This window comes from Bradyrhizobium sp. CCBAU 45394 (genome assembly GCF_028128655.1).
GTDB classification, from domain to species: domain Bacteria; phylum Pseudomonadota; class Alphaproteobacteria; order Rhizobiales; family Xanthobacteraceae; genus Bradyrhizobium; species Bradyrhizobium diazoefficiens.
Map to the genome: position 1 here is coordinate 103,383 of NZ_LBIX01000001.1, position 17,438 is coordinate 120,820.

20 protein-coding genes are annotated in these 17,438 nt (G+C 63.6%); 19 read left to right on the top strand and 1 reads right to left on the bottom strand.

Annotated features, from left to right (window positions below; genetic code table 11):
* Positions 1 to 21 precede the first annotated feature (21 nt).
* The 7 genes from WN73_RS00445 (at position 22) to WN73_RS00475 (ending at position 4,889) form a co-directional block, all read left to right on the top strand.
* Positions 22 to 537 (top strand): Na+/H+ antiporter subunit E, encoded by a 516-nt coding sequence (locus tag WN73_RS00445; protein ID WP_011090050.1) that lies wholly within the window; start codon positions 22 to 24, stop codon positions 535 to 537.
* Positions 530 to 820 carry a monovalent cation/H+ antiporter complex subunit F gene (locus WN73_RS00450; RefSeq protein WP_028172886.1) on the top strand — a complete coding sequence of 97 codons (291 nt, stop codon included), beginning with the start codon at positions 530 to 532 and terminating at the stop codon, positions 818 to 820. Before WN73_RS00445 ends, WN73_RS00450 begins: the two co-directional genes overlap by 8 nt.
* Positions 817 to 1,110: a monovalent cation/H(+) antiporter subunit G gene (locus tag WN73_RS00455; protein ID WP_011090052.1), complete on the top strand. Its 294-nt coding sequence runs from the start codon at positions 817 to 819 to the stop codon at positions 1,108 to 1,110. Before WN73_RS00450 ends, WN73_RS00455 begins: the two co-directional genes overlap by 4 nt.
* Positions 1,107 to 2,051: an MnhB domain-containing protein gene (locus WN73_RS00460; protein ID WP_011090053.1), complete on the top strand. Its 945-nt coding sequence runs from the start codon at positions 1,107 to 1,109 to the stop codon at positions 2,049 to 2,051. Before WN73_RS00455 ends, WN73_RS00460 begins: the two co-directional genes overlap by 4 nt.
* On the top strand, positions 2,048 to 2,389 hold the full coding sequence (locus WN73_RS00465; protein WP_011090054.1) for an NADH-quinone oxidoreductase subunit K: 342 nt from the start codon (positions 2,048 to 2,050) through the stop codon (positions 2,387 to 2,389). The genes WN73_RS00460 and WN73_RS00465 overlap by 4 nt, the downstream gene beginning before the upstream one ends.
* The gene (locus WN73_RS00470) at positions 2,389 to 4,167 is read left to right on the top strand and encodes a complex I subunit 5 family protein (RefSeq protein ID WP_028172885.1); all 1,779 of its coding nucleotides are present in this window, start codon (positions 2,389 to 2,391) and stop codon (positions 4,165 to 4,167) included. The genes WN73_RS00465 and WN73_RS00470 overlap by 1 nt, the downstream gene beginning before the upstream one ends.
* A gap of 218 nt (positions 4,168 to 4,385) precedes the next feature.
* Entirely contained in the window at positions 4,386 to 4,889 is a 504-nt protein-coding gene (locus tag WN73_RS00475; RefSeq protein WP_011090056.1) for a DUF1269 domain-containing protein, read from the top strand.
* Positions 4,890 to 4,904: 15 nt separating this feature from the next.
* On the opposite strand, the gene WN73_RS00480 is transcribed toward WN73_RS00475, so the two are convergent.
* Positions 4,905 to 5,603 carry a Bax inhibitor-1/YccA family protein gene (locus tag WN73_RS00480; protein WP_161536301.1) on the bottom strand — a complete coding sequence of 233 codons (699 nt, stop codon included), beginning with the start codon at positions 5,601 to 5,603 and terminating at the stop codon, positions 4,905 to 4,907.
* 260 nt (positions 5,604 to 5,863) lie between these two features.
* Here WN73_RS00480 and WN73_RS00485 point away from each other — a divergent pair, with 260 nt between their 5' ends.
* From WN73_RS00485 to WN73_RS00540, 12 genes are all read left to right on the top strand, one after another.
* Complete coding sequence (locus WN73_RS00485; protein WP_039187040.1) at positions 5,864 to 6,061, top strand: DUF6894 family protein; 198 nt, start codon at positions 5,864 to 5,866, stop codon at positions 6,059 to 6,061.
* 186 nt (positions 6,062 to 6,247) lie between these two features.
* On the top strand, positions 6,248 to 7,687 hold the full coding sequence (locus WN73_RS00490) for a basic amino acid/polyamine antiporter (RefSeq protein ID WP_028172883.1): 1,440 nt from the start codon (positions 6,248 to 6,250) through the stop codon (positions 7,685 to 7,687).
* Between the two features lie 30 nt (positions 7,688 to 7,717).
* Positions 7,718 to 7,957, top strand: coding sequence for a hypothetical protein (locus WN73_RS00495; protein WP_028172882.1), 240 nt, complete (start codon positions 7,718 to 7,720; stop codon positions 7,955 to 7,957).
* Positions 7,958 to 7,998: 41 nt separating this feature from the next.
* Positions 7,999 to 9,117 carry an AI-2E family transporter gene (locus tag WN73_RS00500; protein ID WP_028172881.1) on the top strand — a complete coding sequence of 373 codons (1,119 nt, stop codon included), beginning with the start codon at positions 7,999 to 8,001 and terminating at the stop codon, positions 9,115 to 9,117.
* Positions 9,118 to 9,128: 11 nt separating this feature from the next.
* Positions 9,129 to 9,728, top strand: coding sequence for a hypothetical protein (locus WN73_RS00505; protein ID WP_028172880.1), 600 nt, complete (start codon positions 9,129 to 9,131; stop codon positions 9,726 to 9,728).
* Positions 9,729 to 10,214 carry a DUF992 domain-containing protein gene (locus WN73_RS00510; RefSeq protein WP_011090061.1) on the top strand — a complete coding sequence of 162 codons (486 nt, stop codon included), beginning with the start codon at positions 9,729 to 9,731 and terminating at the stop codon, positions 10,212 to 10,214. It abuts the gene before it with no gap.
* A gap of 154 nt (positions 10,215 to 10,368) precedes the next feature.
* Positions 10,369 to 10,926, top strand: coding sequence for an HdeD family acid-resistance protein (locus WN73_RS00515; protein ID WP_028172879.1), 558 nt, complete (start codon positions 10,369 to 10,371; stop codon positions 10,924 to 10,926).
* Between the two features lie 379 nt (positions 10,927 to 11,305).
* Complete coding sequence (locus WN73_RS00520) at positions 11,306 to 11,548, top strand: hypothetical protein (protein ID WP_231166631.1); 243 nt, start codon at positions 11,306 to 11,308, stop codon at positions 11,546 to 11,548.
* Positions 11,549 to 11,608: 60 nt separating this feature from the next.
* Positions 11,609 to 12,853 carry an efflux RND transporter periplasmic adaptor subunit gene (locus WN73_RS00525; protein WP_271550941.1) on the top strand — a complete coding sequence of 415 codons (1,245 nt, stop codon included), beginning with the start codon at positions 11,609 to 11,611 and terminating at the stop codon, positions 12,851 to 12,853.
* Positions 12,850 to 15,972: an efflux RND transporter permease subunit gene (locus WN73_RS00530; protein ID WP_028172876.1), complete on the top strand. Its 3,123-nt coding sequence runs from the start codon at positions 12,850 to 12,852 to the stop codon at positions 15,970 to 15,972. Before WN73_RS00525 ends, WN73_RS00530 begins: the two co-directional genes overlap by 4 nt.
* A 335-nt stretch (positions 15,973 to 16,307) precedes the next feature.
* Positions 16,308 to 16,778, top strand: coding sequence for an aminoacyl-tRNA deacylase (locus WN73_RS00535; RefSeq protein ID WP_028172875.1), 471 nt, complete (start codon positions 16,308 to 16,310; stop codon positions 16,776 to 16,778).
* Between the two features lie 199 nt (positions 16,779 to 16,977).
* On the top strand, positions 16,978 to 17,397 hold the full coding sequence (locus WN73_RS00540; RefSeq protein WP_028172874.1) for a CBS domain-containing protein: 420 nt from the start codon (positions 16,978 to 16,980) through the stop codon (positions 17,395 to 17,397).
* The last annotated feature ends 41 nt before the right edge of the window (positions 17,398 to 17,438 follow it).

Sequence of the window (17,438 nt, forward strand, 5' to 3'; positions counted from 1 at the left end):
CCGCCAGCCGAGGACTCCGACGTGAGCGGACCCTCAGGAAAACGAGACGCGCGTACGGGCGTCGGGGCGTCCTGGCGAAGCGCGGCGTCCCGAGCGGCATGGTTCCTCTGCCTTTGGCTCGTGCTTGCCGGCACCTCTGTCGATGACATTCCTGCCGCAACAATCGCCGTCGCGACGGCAACCTGGACGAGCTTGCGTTTGCTGGAGCCTGGCACGTCGCGGCGCTCACCTCGCGCCATCCTCCGACTGGCGCTTCTGTTCCTGTACCAGTCCATTGTGGCCGGAGTGGACGTCGCAAGGCGCGCACTCGATCCCGGCCTGCCGCTGCGCCCGGGATTTGTCGCGTATCCAACCCGTCTTCCGCGTGGCCTGCGTCGCAACGTGTTCGCAACGCTCACCAGCCTGTTGCCAGGCACCGTGCCGGCCGGAGAGGAGGAGGCGCAACTCCTCTATCACTGCCTCGACGTCGATCAGCCCGTGATCGCCGAACTTGATCAGGAGGAGGCGGCCTTGGTTCGAGCGCTTTACAATGACTGAGTTCCTGACGGTCGTGGTCGGTTTCATTCTGGCAATGCTGGCGCTTGGACTGATGTCGATCCTGCGTGGCCCCGGCGACGCTGACCGGGTCATGGCGACGCAACTGATCGGGACCGGAGGCATTGCGACGCTGCTGCTGCTCGGCACCGTAGCGAGCATACCCGCAGCGATCGACGTGGCTTTGACCCTGGCGCTGCTCGCCACCTTCGCCTCCATCGCGTTCGTCAAGAAGGGGCTTTCCCGCTTCGAGGCCGATGGGACCGCATCAACGGAGGACGAATGAGCCTCGCACGCGACATGATGACGATTGCAGCGGTGTCGGCCGGCGCGTTCTTCTTTCTGGCGGGCACGGTCGGCCTGCTTCGCTTTCCCGATACCCTGACGCGTCTGCACGCGCTCACCAAGGCGGACAACCTCGGCCTCGGCCTGGTCGTGCTCGGACTGCTCCCGCAAGCAGCGGGTCTTCGCGACGGGTCGAAGCTGGTTGGTATCTGGCTGCTCGGCCTGCTCGCGGGCGCCACCGTCTCGCAACTGATTGCGCGCGCGGCGCGCCAAGGCCAGTTGAACCGATGAGCATTGCGACGGTCTTTGAAATTGTCCTTGCCGCGGTCGTGCTGACCCTCGGCGTCTGGACGATCGTCGTGCCCGAGACGTTTTCGGCCACGGTCGGGTTCGTTGCCTATGGACTGCTGGTGGCACTGATCTGGGTACGCCTCGACGCTGCCGACGTTGCTCTGACCGAGGCCGCAATCGGCGGCGGCCTCGGTGGCGTCTTGCTGCTGAGCGCGGCGGCGCGATTGCGGGATGCCGACATGATGGCGGACGAAGCGCCAGGCAAACTGCTGCGAGCGGGCGCCGCAGCGCTGTCCGTGCTGACGGCTGCGGCGCTGGCCGGCGCGGTCCTGTGGCTGCCCGATTCCGCTCCGACGCTTGCTCCGGCTGCTGTTGCAAATGCCTGGGCAACGGGTCTGTCCAACCCCGTCACCAACGTGCTCATGGCGTTCCGCGCCATGGATACGATGCTCGAGAAGATCGTGCTGTTGCTGGCCATCGTCGGCGTTTGGTCGCTTGCGCCTGACAGTGCGTGGGGCGGCCGTCCCGGGCCGCGCCACCAAGCCGATCCACGTGGCGTTCTCGCCTTTCTTGCGCGGCTGCTGCCGCCGGTTGGCATCGTCATCGGGATCTATATCCTCTGGACCGGTTCCGACCATCCCGGCGGAGCTTTTCAGGGCGGCGCGATTCTCGCGTCGATGTGGCTGCTGGCCGTCATGGCCGGATTGGCGGACACACCGCTCGTGAGCGATCGATCGGTACGGTTCATCCTCGTTGCCGGGCCCGGCCTGTTCCTGCTCGTCGGCCTTGCCGGCCTTCTGTTTGGCGCCGCGTTCCTGTCCTATCCGCCAGCGCTGGCCAAGCCGCTGATACTTGGCATCGAGGTCGCAATGACCCTGACGATCGCAGCGACGCTCGGACTGCTGCTCGCCGGCGTACCGGAACGGGGCATGGAGCCGTGAGCGGCGTGACGGTGTTCGGATTGTGCGCTGCTGCCACGGTCGGACTTGGGCTCTACGGCCTGATCACGAAGCCCCAGCCCCTCCGCAAGATCATCGCCTTCAATCTGCTCGGCAGCGGCGTATTCCTCCTGTTCGGCGTCGTTGGACGGCGCGGTGCGGCGGCGGGGATCGGCAATGATCCGGTGCCGCAAGCCCTGGTGATCACCGGCATCGTCGTCGCGTTTTCCGCAACGGCTTTGGCGATTGCACTGCTGCTGCGGCTGTTCCAGACGAGTGCCTCCATGGCGCCGCGCAGTCGCGCCTCGCCGCGCGATGACCCAGATCAGGCCGGTGGCTGATGCTGCCCCCTGCCCCAGCGCTGGACGCGACAACAACCCCAAGCGGCTTCCTGCTGGTGCTGTCGATTGCCATACCCATCGCGGGTGTTCTGCTAGCCTTCGTTCTGGGCGAGCGACACATCAGGCTGGTCGCATTCGCGACGATCCCGCTGGGGCTGGTGATCGTCGTAGCGATTCTGGCAGCAGTTGCGCAGCGCATGGGCCCTCTCGTTTACCTGCTCGGCGCCTGGCCGCCGCCGCTGGGGGTGGCGCTGCGCGCGGACGAATTGTCGGCCGTGATGCTTGCGGCGACCGCAGTCGTGATCTCCGCAGTCGCCGTCTATGCCGGTACTGAATTCTCCGTGACAACGACGGAGGCGCGCGCGCCATTCGTGTTCTGGATCCTGCTGCTGGCGGTCTGGGCCGCGCTGAACACAATCTTTGTCGGTGGAGACCTCTTCACGCTTTATGTTGCCCTGGAATTGCTGACATTCGCCGCGGTGCCGCTGGTCTCGCTGGATGGCCGTCCGGAGACCCTGCGCGCGGCGATACGCTATCTGCTCTTCGCATTGCTCGGCTCCGTGCTCTATTTGCTGGGCACGGCGCTCCTCTATGGTCTTCATGCCACCCTGGATATCGTGCTGTTGTCGCACCGGATTGGAGCACAGCCTGCCTCGCTCGTCGCGGCGGCATTGATGACATCAGGTCTTCTGGCCAAGACCGCACTCTTTCCGTTGCATCTCTGGCTGCCGCCTGCCCACGCAGGCGCGCCGGCTGCCGCTAGTGCGATCCTGTCTGGCCTCGTCGTGAAGGGATCTTTCTTCATCATCGTGCGGCTCTGGTTCCAGGTGATGCCCGGGCTGCCTGGTTTCGCCGCCGCACAACTGCTCGCCGCGCTGGGAGCTGCGGCAATCGTGCTCGGAAGCGTCCTCGCCTTGCGCCAGGAGCGACTGAAGCTCCTGATCGCGTATTCGACGCTGGCCCAGATCGGGTATCTCTTCCTGATGTTTCCGCTCGCGTTCAATGCCTCGGGTCATCTGGAGAGTGGCGAGGCCCTGGCGGGCGGCCTGCTGCAGGCTGCCTCTCACGCCACCGCAAAGGCGGCGATGTTCATGGCCGCCGGATCGATCTACGCCGGGCTGGGCCACGATCGCATCGCGGGGCTCGGCGGTATCGCGCGCGTCCTGCCCTTGAGCGTCCTGGCGTTTGCCATCGCCGGCATCGCGCTGATGGGCGTGCAGCCGAGTGGCGCGTCCCTGGCGAAAGACCTGTTGCTTCAGGCCGCGACCGAGAGGGAGCAATGGTGGTGGGCGGTCGTGCTCCAGGCAAGCGGGGCGTTCACTGCCTCCTATGTCGTGCTGGTTCTGGCTCATGCGCTGGCCCCTCCGGACAAGTCTGTTGTATTGACCGACCCGGCACCGCGCCTTCCGGACGTGGCGGTGCTCGTGCTGGCGCTCTGCTCGTTATTGCTTGGCCTCGTGCCCTGGGAACCGTTTCTGCCTGTCCAGCGCATCTCGCCGTCAGGTCTCTTAGATCTCGAAACTCTCTCCAAATTCCTCTTGCCTCTCCTGGGAGGCGTCGTGCTGGCAATCCTGCTCCGCCCCTGGCCGCACCCGCTTGCGTCTTCGGTGCGTTGGAGGCTCGCCATCGGCGTGTTCGATTCATTCCGACGCGGCTGCTGCGCGTTCGGTGGCTATGTTGAAAGGGGCAACGGTGTCCTGTGCGAGTGGCCGGCGGCAAGCATCTGCCTTCTCATGCTGGCCCTGCTGTTCGGCGTGTTGATGCTTGTGGCCGCGTGAGGCGCCGGCTCATGCATCGGCCGGGAACAGGTGAGGCCCAAGAACAGGTCAGGCCCAAGTGTTCCCCATCGCCATGATCAGGAACATTCATCCCGACGCCTCAGGGTTTTCTCCGATCCCGCGCCGGTGAACCGACGGCTAATCTCTGACAACGCATCCCGCCAGCGGCGCTGGCGTACCAGGCTTGGCCGGGAGTTGCGATCCAGCAGGAGGTCTTCATGTCCGATTTAGTGGCGATCGTATATCCATCCGAAGCGAAGGCTGAGGAAGTTCGTCAACGGCTGCTCAACCTGCAGAAGGAATATCTGATCACGATCAGCGATGCCGTGATCGCCGTGAAGACCGATTCCGGGGGCATCAAGCTCAATCAACTCGTCAACACGACGTCGATGGGAGCGGTAACCGGTGGTTTCTGGGGGCTTCTGATTGGCATGATTTTCCTCAATCCGATCCTCGGTGTCGCCGTCGGCGCGGCCTCCGGCGCGCTCGGCGGCGCGTTATCCGATTTCGGCATCGACGACTCCTTCATGAAGGAATTGTCAGCGTCGCTCCACACCGGCAACGCCGCCCTGTTCGTCCTGATCAAGAGTATGACCGCCGACAAGGTACTGAAGGAGATCAAGGACGCCGGAGGGACCGTGCTGAAGACGTCTTTGGATGATACCAGGGAACAGGCCCTGCGCGACGCGCTAGCAAGCGCCGCGGAGCGACCGGCGGCCTGACAGCCCTTTGGCCGCTCAGCGCCGGCTGCCGGCCAGACGCAGCAGCATCATGAACAGGTTGATGAAGTTGAGATAGAGCGACAGCGCTGAAATCACCGACTTGCGGCCAGCCGACGTTTCATCGTCCCCGCTGTCGTACATCGCCTTGATCCGCTGGGTGTCGTAGGCCGTGAGCCCCGCAAAGACGCCGACACCCACGACCGAGATCAACCAGTCGAGCCCGCTTGATTGCAGGAAGAGGTTCACCAGGCTGGCAATGATGACCCCGATCAGGCCCATGAACAGGAAAGTGCCGAGACCGGACAGGTCACGCCTTGTGGTGTAGCCGAATACGCTGAGCGCTCCGAACATCGCGGCCGCGATGAAAAACACGCGCGTGATCGAGGCGCTGGTGTAGATATGCAGCAGTATCGAGAGCGAGACCCCGACCAGCGCGGCATAGATGAAGAACAGAAGCCGCGCCGTTGCCGCCGACAGCGTATTGATGCGCGCGCTGATGAAAAAGACCAGCGCGAGCGGCGCCAGTATGAAGACCCACATCAACGGACTCTGCAGCAATGCGGGACCTGTGAGCTGATAGGTCAGCCAGGCCACAACGGCGGTCACGCCGACGCCGGCCGCCATATAGTTGTAGATGCGCAGCATGTAGCCGCGCAATCCAGCGTCCACCGCGATTGCGTCAGAGGTCGCCAGGTTCTGATCGTAGTTTGACATCGCTTGCCTCCTCGCGGAGCCGTTGGGAGGCAGCGACCCTATTCCTCTGCCCTCGCACGGGATATCGGACAATCACCTGATATCCCGGGGGCACGATCACCCTACTCGGCCTGCAAATGCGGCACGCCGGCCCTTCAGTTGTGGCGATTTCCGCCTTACGGAATCGTAAGATGGTGCTGCCGCTTGCGTTCGTCTTTCCGAGCACGACCCTTACGCATTTGTCACTGGAAGCGGCACGCTTTCCGGCCTAATCGGCCGACATGCGGTACTTCTTTCACATCGTCGACAAATACGGCCTCTCGCCGGACGAGAGCGGATGCGAGCACGTTGACCAGCACGCGGCGATGCTGCATGCCCGTCGCATTGCAGAAGAGCTCGCCAAGGCCGGGGAATTCGTCCGGTCGGGCTTCGTGTTTGTGGCCGATACTGCTCCCGGACTTTCGTCCGGTCGCAACTGAGGAAAGACGAGGCTGGCCGGACCAGGTCCGGCCTACTGGTTTCCTGCCACTGCTCTCTACATAGAATCACGGATGTTCGAGCAGAAGGGCTGCTCCTAAGGTCTTCGCCAAGGGGTGGCCGGCGCTCCACCGTCGCAAAGGTTTGTCGCGCCTGCCCGATCTCCGATTGGAAGGCCAGCTTGCACCATGGCGCCTCCATCGAGCCAGGCCGATCAAAGGCTCTCCCGGAATGCGCTCATCGCGCTCGTGATCGGGTCGATGGTCGGTTCCGGTATCTTTGCATTGCCTGCAGCGTTCGGGCGGACCACGGGCGCGCTCGGAGCGATGATCGCCTGGGCCATCGCAGGCACGGGCATGCTGATGCTCGCCTTCGTGTTTCAGACCTTGTCACAGCGCAAGCCGGACCTCGATGCCGGCATCTATGCCTATGCCAGGGCCGGATTTGGCGACTATATCGGCTTTGCTTCGGCCGTCGGATACTGGATCGGTTGCTGCCTTGCCGACGTCGCCTGCCTCGTCCTGATCAAGGCGACGCTCGGACAGTTTTTCCCGGTCTTCGGCGACGGCACGACGCCGGTGGCGATCGCTTCGGCGTCCGTCCTGCTCTGGGGCGTGCACATTCTGCTGCTGCGCGGCATCACGGGGGCGGCCGCGCTCAATACGATCGCGACCTACGCTAAAATCATCCCGATACTATTGTTCATCGTCGTCGCCGTCATCGCCTTCGACGGCGCGCTCTTCTCCATTAATTTCTGGGGCACGGAGCAGCCGGCCGTTTCGAAGGTAGTCGCGCAGGTTCGCGGCACGATGCTGCTGACGGTGTTCGTGTTCGTCGGAATTGAAGGCGCGAGTGTCTACTCCCGTTACGCCCGGAGCCGCACCGATGTCGGATTCGCAACCCTTGCCGGCTTTCTGACGGTTCTGTGCCTCCTCGTCCTCGTGACGCTCCTGTCGTACGGCGTGCTGCCACGAGCGGAGCTGGCGGATCTCCCGACACCATCCATGGCCGGCGTGATGGAGGCGGTCGTCGGCCGCTGGGGCAGTGTGTTCATCAGCGTGGCACTCCTGATCTCGGTCCTCGGCAACTACCTGTCCTGGTCGCTGTTGGCGGCCGAGATCCTGCATTCCGCCGCGATCCACCGCACCATGCCCTCCTTTCTCGCCACGGTGAACGTGTACAAGGTCCCTGCCGGCGCGCTCTGGCTCACCAACTGCGTCATCCAGATTTTTCTGCTCGTCACCTGGTTTGCGGAATACGCATTCACGCTTGCCTTGAAGATGACGAGCGCGATGACGCTGATCCCATATTTCTTTGTTGCGGCGTACGGCCTGAAGCTCGCCTGGACCAGCGAGGCCTATCACGCCGGCGAGCACGCCCGGATTGTCGACTGGATCCGCTCGGCCATCGCGACAGTTTACGCGGCCGGCATGATCTACGCAGGCGGGCCCAAGTTTCTCCTGCTGTCGTCGATCCTCTATGCGCCCGGCACGTTGCTGTTCCTTCTCGCAAAACGCGAGCGCAAGGAAGCGATCTTCCGGCCGTTCGAAATCATCCTCTTTGCAGCGATCACGATCGCCGCATGCGCCGGCGTCTACGCGCTGGCCACCGGAGCCATCTCGATTTGAGTCCTTGTCCCTGGCTACATGGAGGCGGATATGTGCACCCGGGCCATCTGTAGCGCCTTGATCCTCGGCGGATTGGTGGCGGTCTCCGCATATCCAACCCTGTCGCTGGCCCAGTCGACCGAGACCGGCGTGTCTGCCCAAAAAGATGCCGGCGCGCCGGCACCGAAGAACGCGGCGCCCAACACCAATACGAACCCGACGAAGCACCGTTACTGGCGTCATCGCGGCGGAAAGCATCCGCACTATGGCAGCCGGCGCGTCCGGACCTAGGCGCAAACGACGTTAGCCCACTCCAGCGATTGGACCGATCCATGAGCGAGTCCAGGACAGGACCGGAGAAGCTCCACGAGGTCGTTCTGCGCGACACGTCCGCCGATCTGCCGGACGCGCGACGCAGCATTCTCGCGACCGGGCTCACCCTGCTCGCCGCATGCGTCTTCCTGTTTCTGGCGTGGCAGACGGTGTCCAGTCTCCTGCTCATCTTCGCAGGCGTGTTGTTCGCCGCATTTCTGGACGCGTGCGCAAGGGCTCTGGCGCCGGTCCTTCCGCTCAATCGCGCCTGGCGCCTGACGCTGGTCCTGTTGCTGTTCTCCGCTCTGTCGGGGTTTGGAATGGTCTGGGGTGCGGGCAAGCTGCCGGAGCAGACGCGCCTCCTGCTGAAGGTCATGGACAGCCAGATCGACGTCCTGCAGGAGCATCTCCTGTCATATGGCGTTGACCTCCTCGGCCCGGAATGGGGCCGCGACTTTGCACAATGGCTGTTCTCGGATCAGGGCCGCTTTCTCAGCCATGCACAATTTCTGCTCGGCGGAGCCTCAACTCTTCTGACCGGCGCGCTGGTGATCCTGTTCCTCGGGATCCTCTTTGCCTTCGATCCGAACAGCCATCGCGAAAGCCTGGTCATGCTGGTGAAGCAGTCCTATCGCGCGCGGACAAGAGCCGTCATGGACGAGATAGGCACCGTCATGCGGCTGTGGCTGGTCGGACAGCTCATCCGCATCATCCTGATGACGCTGTGGGTCTGGATCGCACTCTACCTCATCGGGCTGCCCGGTCCTTTCGTGCTCGGATTGCAGGCCGGCCTGTCGAATTTCATTCCGTATCTCGGACCCATCGTGGCCGCAATTCCGATTGCGCTCGTCGCAATGCCACTCGGCAGTTCGCTGCTGATCTGGGCCGTCCTGATCTACACGATCATCCAGTCAGTCGAAGGCTATGTGATCGGCCCGCTGATCCAGCGTCAGGCGGTCGAGATCCCGCCTGCCTGGACGCTGGTCGCCATCGTCATTCTGGGCGCGCTGTTCGGCGTCCTGGGCATCGCGCTGGCCATGCCACTGGTCGCGATCGGCCGCGTCGCAATCATCCGATTCTACGTCGAGGACTACCTTGGCGACAACCTCAAGCAGACATTCAACGACGGTAGATCGTGACTGGATAGCCCATGAGCAAGATCGATGTACAACGGAACGTGGGTACGGAGCCTCCCTCGCCTCGTCCCGGAATGGCTCATTTCCTGTGGCAGCAGCTTCCTTATGTCGTGGCGCTGGTGCTCGCTATCGCAGGCGTCGCCTATACCAACGTCTCCCACCAGCCTCTCGTCGGCTACTGGGAATTCCTGGCGCTTGCCATCTGCGTCGTCTGCGTCGTTACCAAATGGCCGGAGGCCCAGGGCAAAGAGGCCCAGCTCCGATTGATCTGGACCCAGGCGCTGCATTGGATTGCCGTCCTGGTCACGATGAACATCATACTGATCTCGGGCGTCCAGCAGTTGCTTCCGACACCGGCAACCGGCCTCGTCCTGCTGACGTTGCTCGCACTCGGCACGTTCCTTGCCGGCGTCAGCCTGTTGTCGCTGCAAATCTCGTTCCTCGGCCTGGCGATGGGCGTGGCCGTCCCGGCAATCTCCTGGCTGAAGCAGTCCGTCTTCTTCTTCCTGCTGGGCGCGGTGCTGCTGATCGGCCTCGGCATCACGTTCTGGCTCCGCCAGGACAGCCGACCGAGGATTGCGCCCTCCGACACCAACAGCCAAGTGGAGGCTTGAATGCGAATGACACGGCCTGTTGCAGTCTTCGCCACATCCGCGCTGCTATGCATCGCCAACCTGCCCGCGCGCGCCGAAACGTTCAGGGTCGGCCGGCTCCTCTGCTTGAGCAACCCGCGCGTCGGGCTTGTGCTCGGATCGGTGCAGTCACTGCGCTGCACATTCTTTGCGAGAAACCCGCCGAGGCAGTTCATCTATGAGGGACGGATCCGGCGCGTTGGCCTCGATCTCGGCGTGACCAGTGCAGGCAGCCTGTCGTGGGCCGTGCTCGCCAAGAACTCGCGGATCGGCTCCGCCACCCTGCGCGGCAACTATGTCGGCGCGAGCGGCAGCTTGGCATTCGGCCCCGGTCTCGGCGCCAACGTCCTGATCGGCGGCTCGCGCAGGAGCGTGATGTTGCAGCCGCTGTCGATCGAGCGATCGATCGGAATCAATCTCGCGGCTGGTGTCACCAATCTGACGCTGGGTCCGCGCGGCAGCCGCTAGCTCGCAACCGCGATCCCGCGCGCGATCGCCGGATTCCGGTGGGCTCACGAGAACATTCCCACCCCGTCGCTCAGGGTTTCGTCGGATGTCGACGGCGCGGGCTCGAAGCTACCATCCCAAGCGTGCCGATCATCGCGCGGATCAGGAGGATGGCATGACAGTCTATGACAGCCGGTCGGACATCGGGGTTCTGGGCTCGCCTCCGCTGTGGGTCTGCGCTCTCCTCGGCATCGTGATGATCGCCGCCGGCATCGCGGCTCTCAGCGACGTGGTTTTCGCGACGATCATCAGCGTCAAGCTGATCGGGCTGACGGCTATCGCGGCCGGCGCATTCGAGATCATGCATGCCTTCTGGACCAAGGGATGGGGCGGCTTCCTGTGGCAGATCCTTCTCGGCGCTCTCTATCTCGCCTTCGGGCTTGTGCTGCTCACCCAGCCGGCTTCCGGTGCCCTGATCCTCACCTATTTCCTCGGCGCGGTGCTGCTCGCCTCGGGCGTCATTCGATGCGTGCTGAGCTTCGCCCATTGGCGACAGAACGGATGGATGATGCTGATCTCCGGCATCTTCGGACTGCTCGCGGGCGTGCTGATCCTGTTCAGCTTTCCGACCATCAGCGTCTGGGCCCTCGGATTCCTGCTTGGCGTCGACCTGATCTCGCACGGCCTGGCGTGGCTGCTTTACGCGCTTCAGTCCGTGCGGCGAACTGCGTAACGATGGAGAAGATGATGATGGACGCTCCCACCCGTCGAGCTTTCCTTGGCTTTGCTCAGAATGCCGTTGCTGCCGCGGCGATCGGCGCTGTCGGAGTTCGTCTGATTGAGACTGCGGAAGCGATGCCGATTGCCCACGATCTTGGCCAGGCCGGCGAGCCGTCGGAGCTCCTGACGCAAGCTCAGTGGTGGGGACCCCCAGCCGGTCCCGGTTGGGGACCTGGTCCGGGCTGGGGCCGCCCACCGCCACGCAGGCGCCGATGGGTTTGCTGGTGGCATCGCGGCCGTCGTCGTTGTGGATGGCGGTGGCGCTAGGAGCCCCCTCTTAACTTGCGCAATCCGCCGGGAGCAGATTTGCCACGAAGGCGATGGAGGCGATCGTGCGCCACGTGAATCAATGGCTCCTGTGGGCCGCTCTGATAGCTCTTCTCGTGGTGGCAGCCGCCTTCTGCGTGTCGGTATGGCAGGCAACTCCATCGATGCCGCTTTACCGCAACATCATCCTCGGAGGGGCCGTCGTCCTGATGCTGGTGTTCGGCTGCGGCCTGATCGCGCTGATGTTCTATAGCCGTCGCAAGGGTTATGACGAGCCCGCGCGCAGCGATCGGATACGGCGGGAGTAACGAGGCGCTGGTGAAGCACCGACCCGGCCCGGCTCTTAGGTCTGGAGCAAGGAGCGGACAATGACCCTTGCTGGCGTCTCGATCAGGCTGCTGGCGGCAACTCTCCTGACGATCATCGCCGGTGGGACCGCCCGGACACAACCTGCCGCGGCCGGAGCCCCTGCGGTCGGCGTCGTGGAAGCGACCAGGCGGCCGATCACCGAGACCAGCGAATTTCTTGGACGGATCGAGGCGATCAATCGGGTCAGCGTCGTCGCGCGCGTGACGGCATTTCTGGACAAGCGCCTGTTCGACGAGGGCGCCGAGATCAAGGAAGGCGACGAGCTCTATCGGCTCGAGCGAGGTCCCTTCGAAGCGGATCTTGCATCGAAACAGGCGCAGGTCGCGCAGCTCCAGGCAACGCTCGAAAATGCCAAATTGACGACCGAGCGCGCGCGGACCCTGCTCGGAGGTCCCGCCGGGCAACAGTCCACCTACGATGCAGCGATCGCCAACCAGCTCAGCCTCGAAGCCCAGGTGCAAGCCGCGCAAGCCCAGGTCCAAGCCTCCCAGATCAATCTCGGTTACACGAAGATCAACGCGCCGATTGCCGGCAAGATCGGACGCACGGCGGTGACGGAAGGCAACGTCGTCGGTCCGAGCTCGGGCGTGCTGACCACCATCGTCAGCCAGGACCCGATGTATGTCACCTTCCCGGTGCCGCTCCGCCAGGGGCTCGAGCTGCGGGAACGATACGGACCACAAGGCGGCCTGGACGCGGTGGTGATCAGGCTGCGACTGCCCGATGGCCGGATGTACGGGCACTCCGGCAAGCTGAATTTCGTCGACAACACCATCGCCCAGAGCACCGATACTATCATCGTACGCGGGGAGATCGGCAATCCAATCCTGCGAGCTTCTTCGGCGGCTGGCGTCACCGTTCACGAGCTGACTGACGGCGAGTTCGTCACCGTCGTGCTGGAGGGCGTCCAGCCGGTCGAGGTGCTGGCGATCCCGCGCTCCGCCGTGCTCTCCGATCAGCAGGGCGACTATGTGCTGGCTGTCGGCGCCGACAACAAGGCCGAGCAGCGCCGCATCCAGCTCGGACAATCGACCACGACCATCGCCGCCGTGATCGCCGGACTTGAGGCCGGCGACAAGGTCATCGCCGAGGGCTTGCAGCGAGTTCGTCCCGGCCAGACCGTTTCGCCGGGACCGGCAAGTCCGCTGATCCTGTCGAGCATGAAGCCCGCCGCGGACGCCCCGGCTCCGCAAGCGGATCACGGCGCCTCCGGCAGCACCCGCCCGCTGGACCGCAAACCATGATATCCGCCGTTTTCATCGATCGCCCGCGGCTTTCGATGGTGATCGCCTTCATCATCACCATCGCCGGCGCGCTGGCGTTGATGCAGATTCCGGTGGCGCAATTTCCGGACATCGTGCCGCCGCAGGTCACGGTCTCCGGCACCTTCCCTGGTGCATCCGCCGAGGTGGTCGAGAGCAGCGTCGCCCAACCCCTGGAGGCGCAAATCATCGGCGTCGACCGCGCGCTCTACATGAAATCGACCAGCGCCAATGACGGCAGCTACACACTGACGGTCTCGTTCGCGCTCGGCACCAACCCCGACATCAATACCGTCAACGTCAACAACCGCGTGCAGAGCGCACTGTCGCAACTACCGACCGAAGTGCAGCAGCAGGGGGTGACGGTGCACAAGCGGTCCTCGTCGATCCTGCAATTCCTCGTGCTCTATAGTGCCAATGGCCAGCAGGATCCGCTGTTCATCACCAACTACGCGATCATCAACGTGCTCGATGCGATCGCCAGCACGCCCGGCGTCGGCCAGGCGAACCTGTTCGCCAAGATGAACTACTCGATGCGGATCTGGTTCGATACGCAGCGACTCACCAGCCTCGACCTCACGCCATCGGATGTCATTGCCGCGATCCGCACGCAAAGCGTCCAGGCGCCTGTGGGGCGCATCGGTGCACGTCCGATCAGCGACGACCAGCAGCTCCAGTTCAATGTGCAGACCCTGGGCAGGCTCGCCACCGTCGACCAATTCGCCAATATCGTGCTGCGCGCCAACCCGGACGGCTCGTCGCTGCTCGTGAAGGACGTTGCCCGTGTCGAGATGGGCGCGCAAAATCTCGACAGCGAAGCGCGGATCGACGGCCGCGCGGCCGTGCCGGTCGCGATCTATCTGGCGCCGGGTGCCAATGCGATGAGCACCGCACGGGCCGTGGCGGCGACGATGCAGCGGCTGTCGCTGCGTTTTCCCACCGGCCTGAGCTATCTCGTGCAATACGATTCCACGAGCTTCGTGCGCGACACGATCACGGAGGTCTTGCGGACGCTGGGCGAGGCCTTCGTCCTGGTCGTGATCGTGGTGTACCTCTTCCTCGGCAATCTGCGGGCCACGGTGATCCCGGCCGTTGCCGTTCCGGTGAGCCTGGTCGGCACGTTCGCCGTCCTGCTGGTGCTGGGCTATTCGGCCAACACGGTATCCCTGCTGGCCATGGTGCTCGCCATCGGCATCGTGGTGGACGACGCCATCGTCGTCGTCGAGAACGTCGAGCGGGTGATGGAGGAGGAGCCGGGCCTTTCCCCCGCCGAGGCCAGCAAGAAGGCCATGACCCAGATCACCGCACCGATCATCGCGATCACCCTGGTGCTGCTCTCGGTCTTCGTCCCGATCGCATTCATTCCCGGCATTTCCGGAACGCTGTTTCGCCAGTTTGCGGTGACGATCAGCGCCGCGATGATGATCTCGGCGTTGAATGCGCTGACGCTGTCGCCCGCCTTGTGCGCGCTGTTCCTGCGCCACACCGGACCCAGGCGCGGCATCATGGGGCGCGTCCTCGGCTTCATCGACTGGCTGCGCGACCGCTACAGCGGCGGCGTCCGCCGCCTGGTGCGCGTGGCGGGTCTCTCACTGCCGTTCGTCGCCGTCGTTGCCGCCGGCATCTTCGGCATGTCGCTGATCACGCCAACAGGTTTCCTCCCCGAGGAAGACCAGGGCGCCTTCTTCACCTCGGTGCAACTGCCAGACGGCGCATCGGTGGCGCGAACCAGCGAAGTCACCCAACAGATCGAGGATCTCCTGAAGCAGATCCCCGCCGTCGATCACGTCCTTGCCATCGTGGGCTTTTCCCTGCTCGACGGCGCGTCCGAACCGAACAGCGCATTGGTGGTCACGCGGCTGAAGCCGTTTTCCGATCGCAAGGCGGCAGCCGATTCCGCGCAGGCGCTGATCCGGCAAACCTTCGCAGCCGGCGCACAGATTCGACAGGCCAACGTGTTGCCGTTCAATCTGCCGCCGATCATTGGGCTCTCCACCGGAGGCGGGTTCGAATACCAGCTTCAGGCGCTGGAAGGACAGACTCCGGCCGCGATCTCCAGCGTCACCGGGGCGCTGATCGGTGCAGCCAATGCCGATCCACGGCTTGCGCGTGTCTTTTCGACCTTCACTGCGACCAATCCATCCATCCATCTCGACATCGACCGCCGCAAGGCGCAGGCGCTCGGCGTGACGGTCAGCGACATCTTCACGGCCTTGCAGGCGACGCTCGGCGGCATCTATGTCAACAACTTCAACCTGTTCGGCCGCACCTGGCAGGTCAACGTTCAGGGCGAAGCGTTCGATCGCGCCGATATTTCGGACATCTGGCGGATCTATATGCGCAACGGCGCCGGCCAGATGGTGCCGATCAGGTCGCTCGCCGGGATCAGGATCGTGACCGGGCCTCAGGTCATCACCCGCTACAACAATTATCGCTCGGTGACGGTGAACGGCAGCCCGGCGCCGGGCGTCTCCTCAGGAACCGCGATGGTCGCAATGGCAGAAATCTCCAACACCGTGCTGCCTGCGGGCTACAGTTTCGCGTGGACCGGCACCGCCTATCAGGAGCAGCAGGCCGCTGGCCAGACCGGCATCGTGCTCATGCTTGCGGTGCTGTTCGCCTACCTATTCCTGGTGGCGCTCTATGAGAGCACGGTGATCCCGATCCCGGTGCTGCTATCGGTCGTCGTCGGCGTGCTCGGGTCCTATGTCGGCATCAAGCTCGCCCGCCTCAATCTCGACCTCTACGGCCAGATCGGGCTCGTGGTCCTGATCGCGCTCGCCGCCAAGAACGGCATTCTGATCGTCGAATTTGCCAAGGAGCAACGCGAAGCGGGCGTGGCGCTCAACGACGCCGCGATCCAGGGCGCGCATATGCGCTTTCGCGCGGTCATGATGACTTCGGTCGCCTTCATCCTTGGCCTCCTGCCGCTCGTGATTGCAACCGGCGCTGCGGAGCTCAGCCGCAGGGCGGTCGGGACAGCCGTATTTGCGGGCATGCTCGCGGCAAGCTCAATCGGCATCTTTCTCGTCCCTACGCTCTACGTGACGTTCCAGCGTCTGCGGGAGCGGATGAAGGCCGCGCCAAAGTCCGGCAACTGAGTTGACTGGCGCAAGGTGCGCAAACTCGGCCGATGCCTGCGCGATCAATCAGTTGTCGAGCGAACAAACCCGCGAACTCTCATATAATTGAAATTGCTATGTAATTTATACGGTCTTGCCTCATGTGATCCCGAGCCCGTTCGGGAAAACAAGCGCAACGCGCGCGCTTCCGACTGCCGACCGTGCGTCAGATTGGTCAACGACAACGAATTGCAGCTTGCGGATTGAAGGCCTATGTTGAGTCTCCAACCAAGCAGCCGCCCATCGTACGGCGAGAGTCTGCAGGGGAGAGACCTCACGGTGGATGGCGTGCATTTTGCGCCGGAGGTCACATCATGGCCATTGCTCCCACACTCCAGAAGTACCTCGCCGCTGAGAACATCCAATACGAAGTGGTCCCGCACGAACTCAGCATGACGTCCACTCGCACGGCCGAGGCATGCCATATCCCGGGCGATCGCCTCGCCAAAGGCGTCGTGCTGCGGCGCGACGGCGAATATATGCTGGCCATCTTGCCCGCATCGCATCACCTCCGCCCGTCGGAACTGAAGACGATACTCGGCGGAAATGTCCACATGGCACAAGAAACCGAGATCGGTGAGCTGTTCCGCGATTGTGCGCACGGTGCAGTTCCCGCCGTCGGCAAGTGCTACGGGCTGGATACTATCGTCGACGACAGCATCGAGGCGCAGCCCGACATCTATATGGAAGCCGGCGACCACGAGACGCTGCTTCATATGGGTCACGCGCAGTTTGCACGCCTGACGGCCAACGCACTGCACGGGCGCTTCAGCGCGCACGACTGAGGATTTGCGCACTGCCCAATCTTGGGCGGGAACCTCGGCCGCGACGTCGCCGTCAAACTGTTCAGGAAAGCGACGGCGACAGCGTCGGCGCTTGTCTGGTCAGATCGCGAAGTAATGATGCTTTCTCCTGTGACCTCGCACCCGATCGGTTGTACAGTTCAAACGAATGGGGGCGCTGCTGCAACAACGGAGGCTCGCCATGAAAGTCAAAGACGTGATGCACAAGGGTGTCGACTGGGTCAGCCCCGACACCCCCATCGCCGAGATTGCCAAATTGATGCGGGCGCATGACATCGGCTGCATTCCGATTGGCGAGGACGACAAGCTGGTCGGGATGGTGACCGACCGCGATATCGTCTGCAAAGGGCTCGCGAGCCACACCTTTGATGCTCGCCGCGCAACGGCCCGCGATGTGATGACTGAGGGTATTCATTGCTGCCGGGAGGACGACGACCTCGCAAAGGCGATGCATCATATGGAGAAACTGCAGGTCCGCAGGCTGCCCGTGATCAACAAGAGCAAGCGGATGGTCGGCATCATCAGCCTGGGCGATCTCAGCCGCTCCGCCTCAAATGATCTGCTGACCGAGACCGTCAGGAGTGTTTCGGCGCATCATTGAATTGAGGCCCGAGTTGCTCTCGCGATCGCCAGACGTCGAGC

Coding starts and splice junctions, on each gene's coding strand:
- WN73_RS00495 (WP_028172882.1), top strand. CDS start 7,718: ATGTGCACCCGGGCCATCTGTAGCGCCTTGATCCTCGGCGGATTGGTG.
- WN73_RS00485 (WP_039187040.1), top strand. CDS start 5,864: ATGCGGTACTTCTTTCACATCGTCGACAAATACGGCCTCTCGCCGGAC.
- WN73_RS00540 (WP_028172874.1), top strand. CDS start 16,978: ATGAAAGTCAAAGACGTGATGCACAAGGGTGTCGACTGGGTCAGCCCC.
- WN73_RS00510 (WP_011090061.1), top strand. CDS start 9,729: ATGCGAATGACACGGCCTGTTGCAGTCTTCGCCACATCCGCGCTGCTA.
- WN73_RS00490 (WP_028172883.1), top strand. CDS start 6,248: ATGGCGCCTCCATCGAGCCAGGCCGATCAAAGGCTCTCCCGGAATGCG.
- WN73_RS00530 (WP_028172876.1), top strand. CDS start 12,850: ATGATATCCGCCGTTTTCATCGATCGCCCGCGGCTTTCGATGGTGATC.
- WN73_RS00455 (WP_011090052.1), top strand. CDS start 817: ATGAGCCTCGCACGCGACATGATGACGATTGCAGCGGTGTCGGCCGGC.
- WN73_RS00470 (WP_028172885.1), top strand. CDS start 2,389: ATGCTGCCCCCTGCCCCAGCGCTGGACGCGACAACAACCCCAAGCGGC.
- WN73_RS00450 (WP_028172886.1), top strand. CDS start 530: ATGACTGAGTTCCTGACGGTCGTGGTCGGTTTCATTCTGGCAATGCTG.
- WN73_RS00535 (WP_028172875.1), top strand. CDS start 16,308: ATGGCCATTGCTCCCACACTCCAGAAGTACCTCGCCGCTGAGAACATC.
- WN73_RS00505 (WP_028172880.1), top strand. CDS start 9,129: ATGAGCAAGATCGATGTACAACGGAACGTGGGTACGGAGCCTCCCTCG.
- WN73_RS00515 (WP_028172879.1), top strand. CDS start 10,369: ATGACAGTCTATGACAGCCGGTCGGACATCGGGGTTCTGGGCTCGCCT.
- WN73_RS00480 (WP_161536301.1), bottom strand. CDS start 5,603: ATGTCAAACTACGATCAGAACCTGGCGACCTCTGACGCAATCGCGGTG.
- WN73_RS00460 (WP_011090053.1), top strand. CDS start 1,107: ATGAGCATTGCGACGGTCTTTGAAATTGTCCTTGCCGCGGTCGTGCTG.
- WN73_RS00500 (WP_028172881.1), top strand. CDS start 7,999: ATGAGCGAGTCCAGGACAGGACCGGAGAAGCTCCACGAGGTCGTTCTG.
- WN73_RS00525 (WP_271550941.1), top strand. CDS start 11,609: ATGACCCTTGCTGGCGTCTCGATCAGGCTGCTGGCGGCAACTCTCCTG.
- WN73_RS00475 (WP_011090056.1), top strand. CDS start 4,386: ATGTCCGATTTAGTGGCGATCGTATATCCATCCGAAGCGAAGGCTGAG.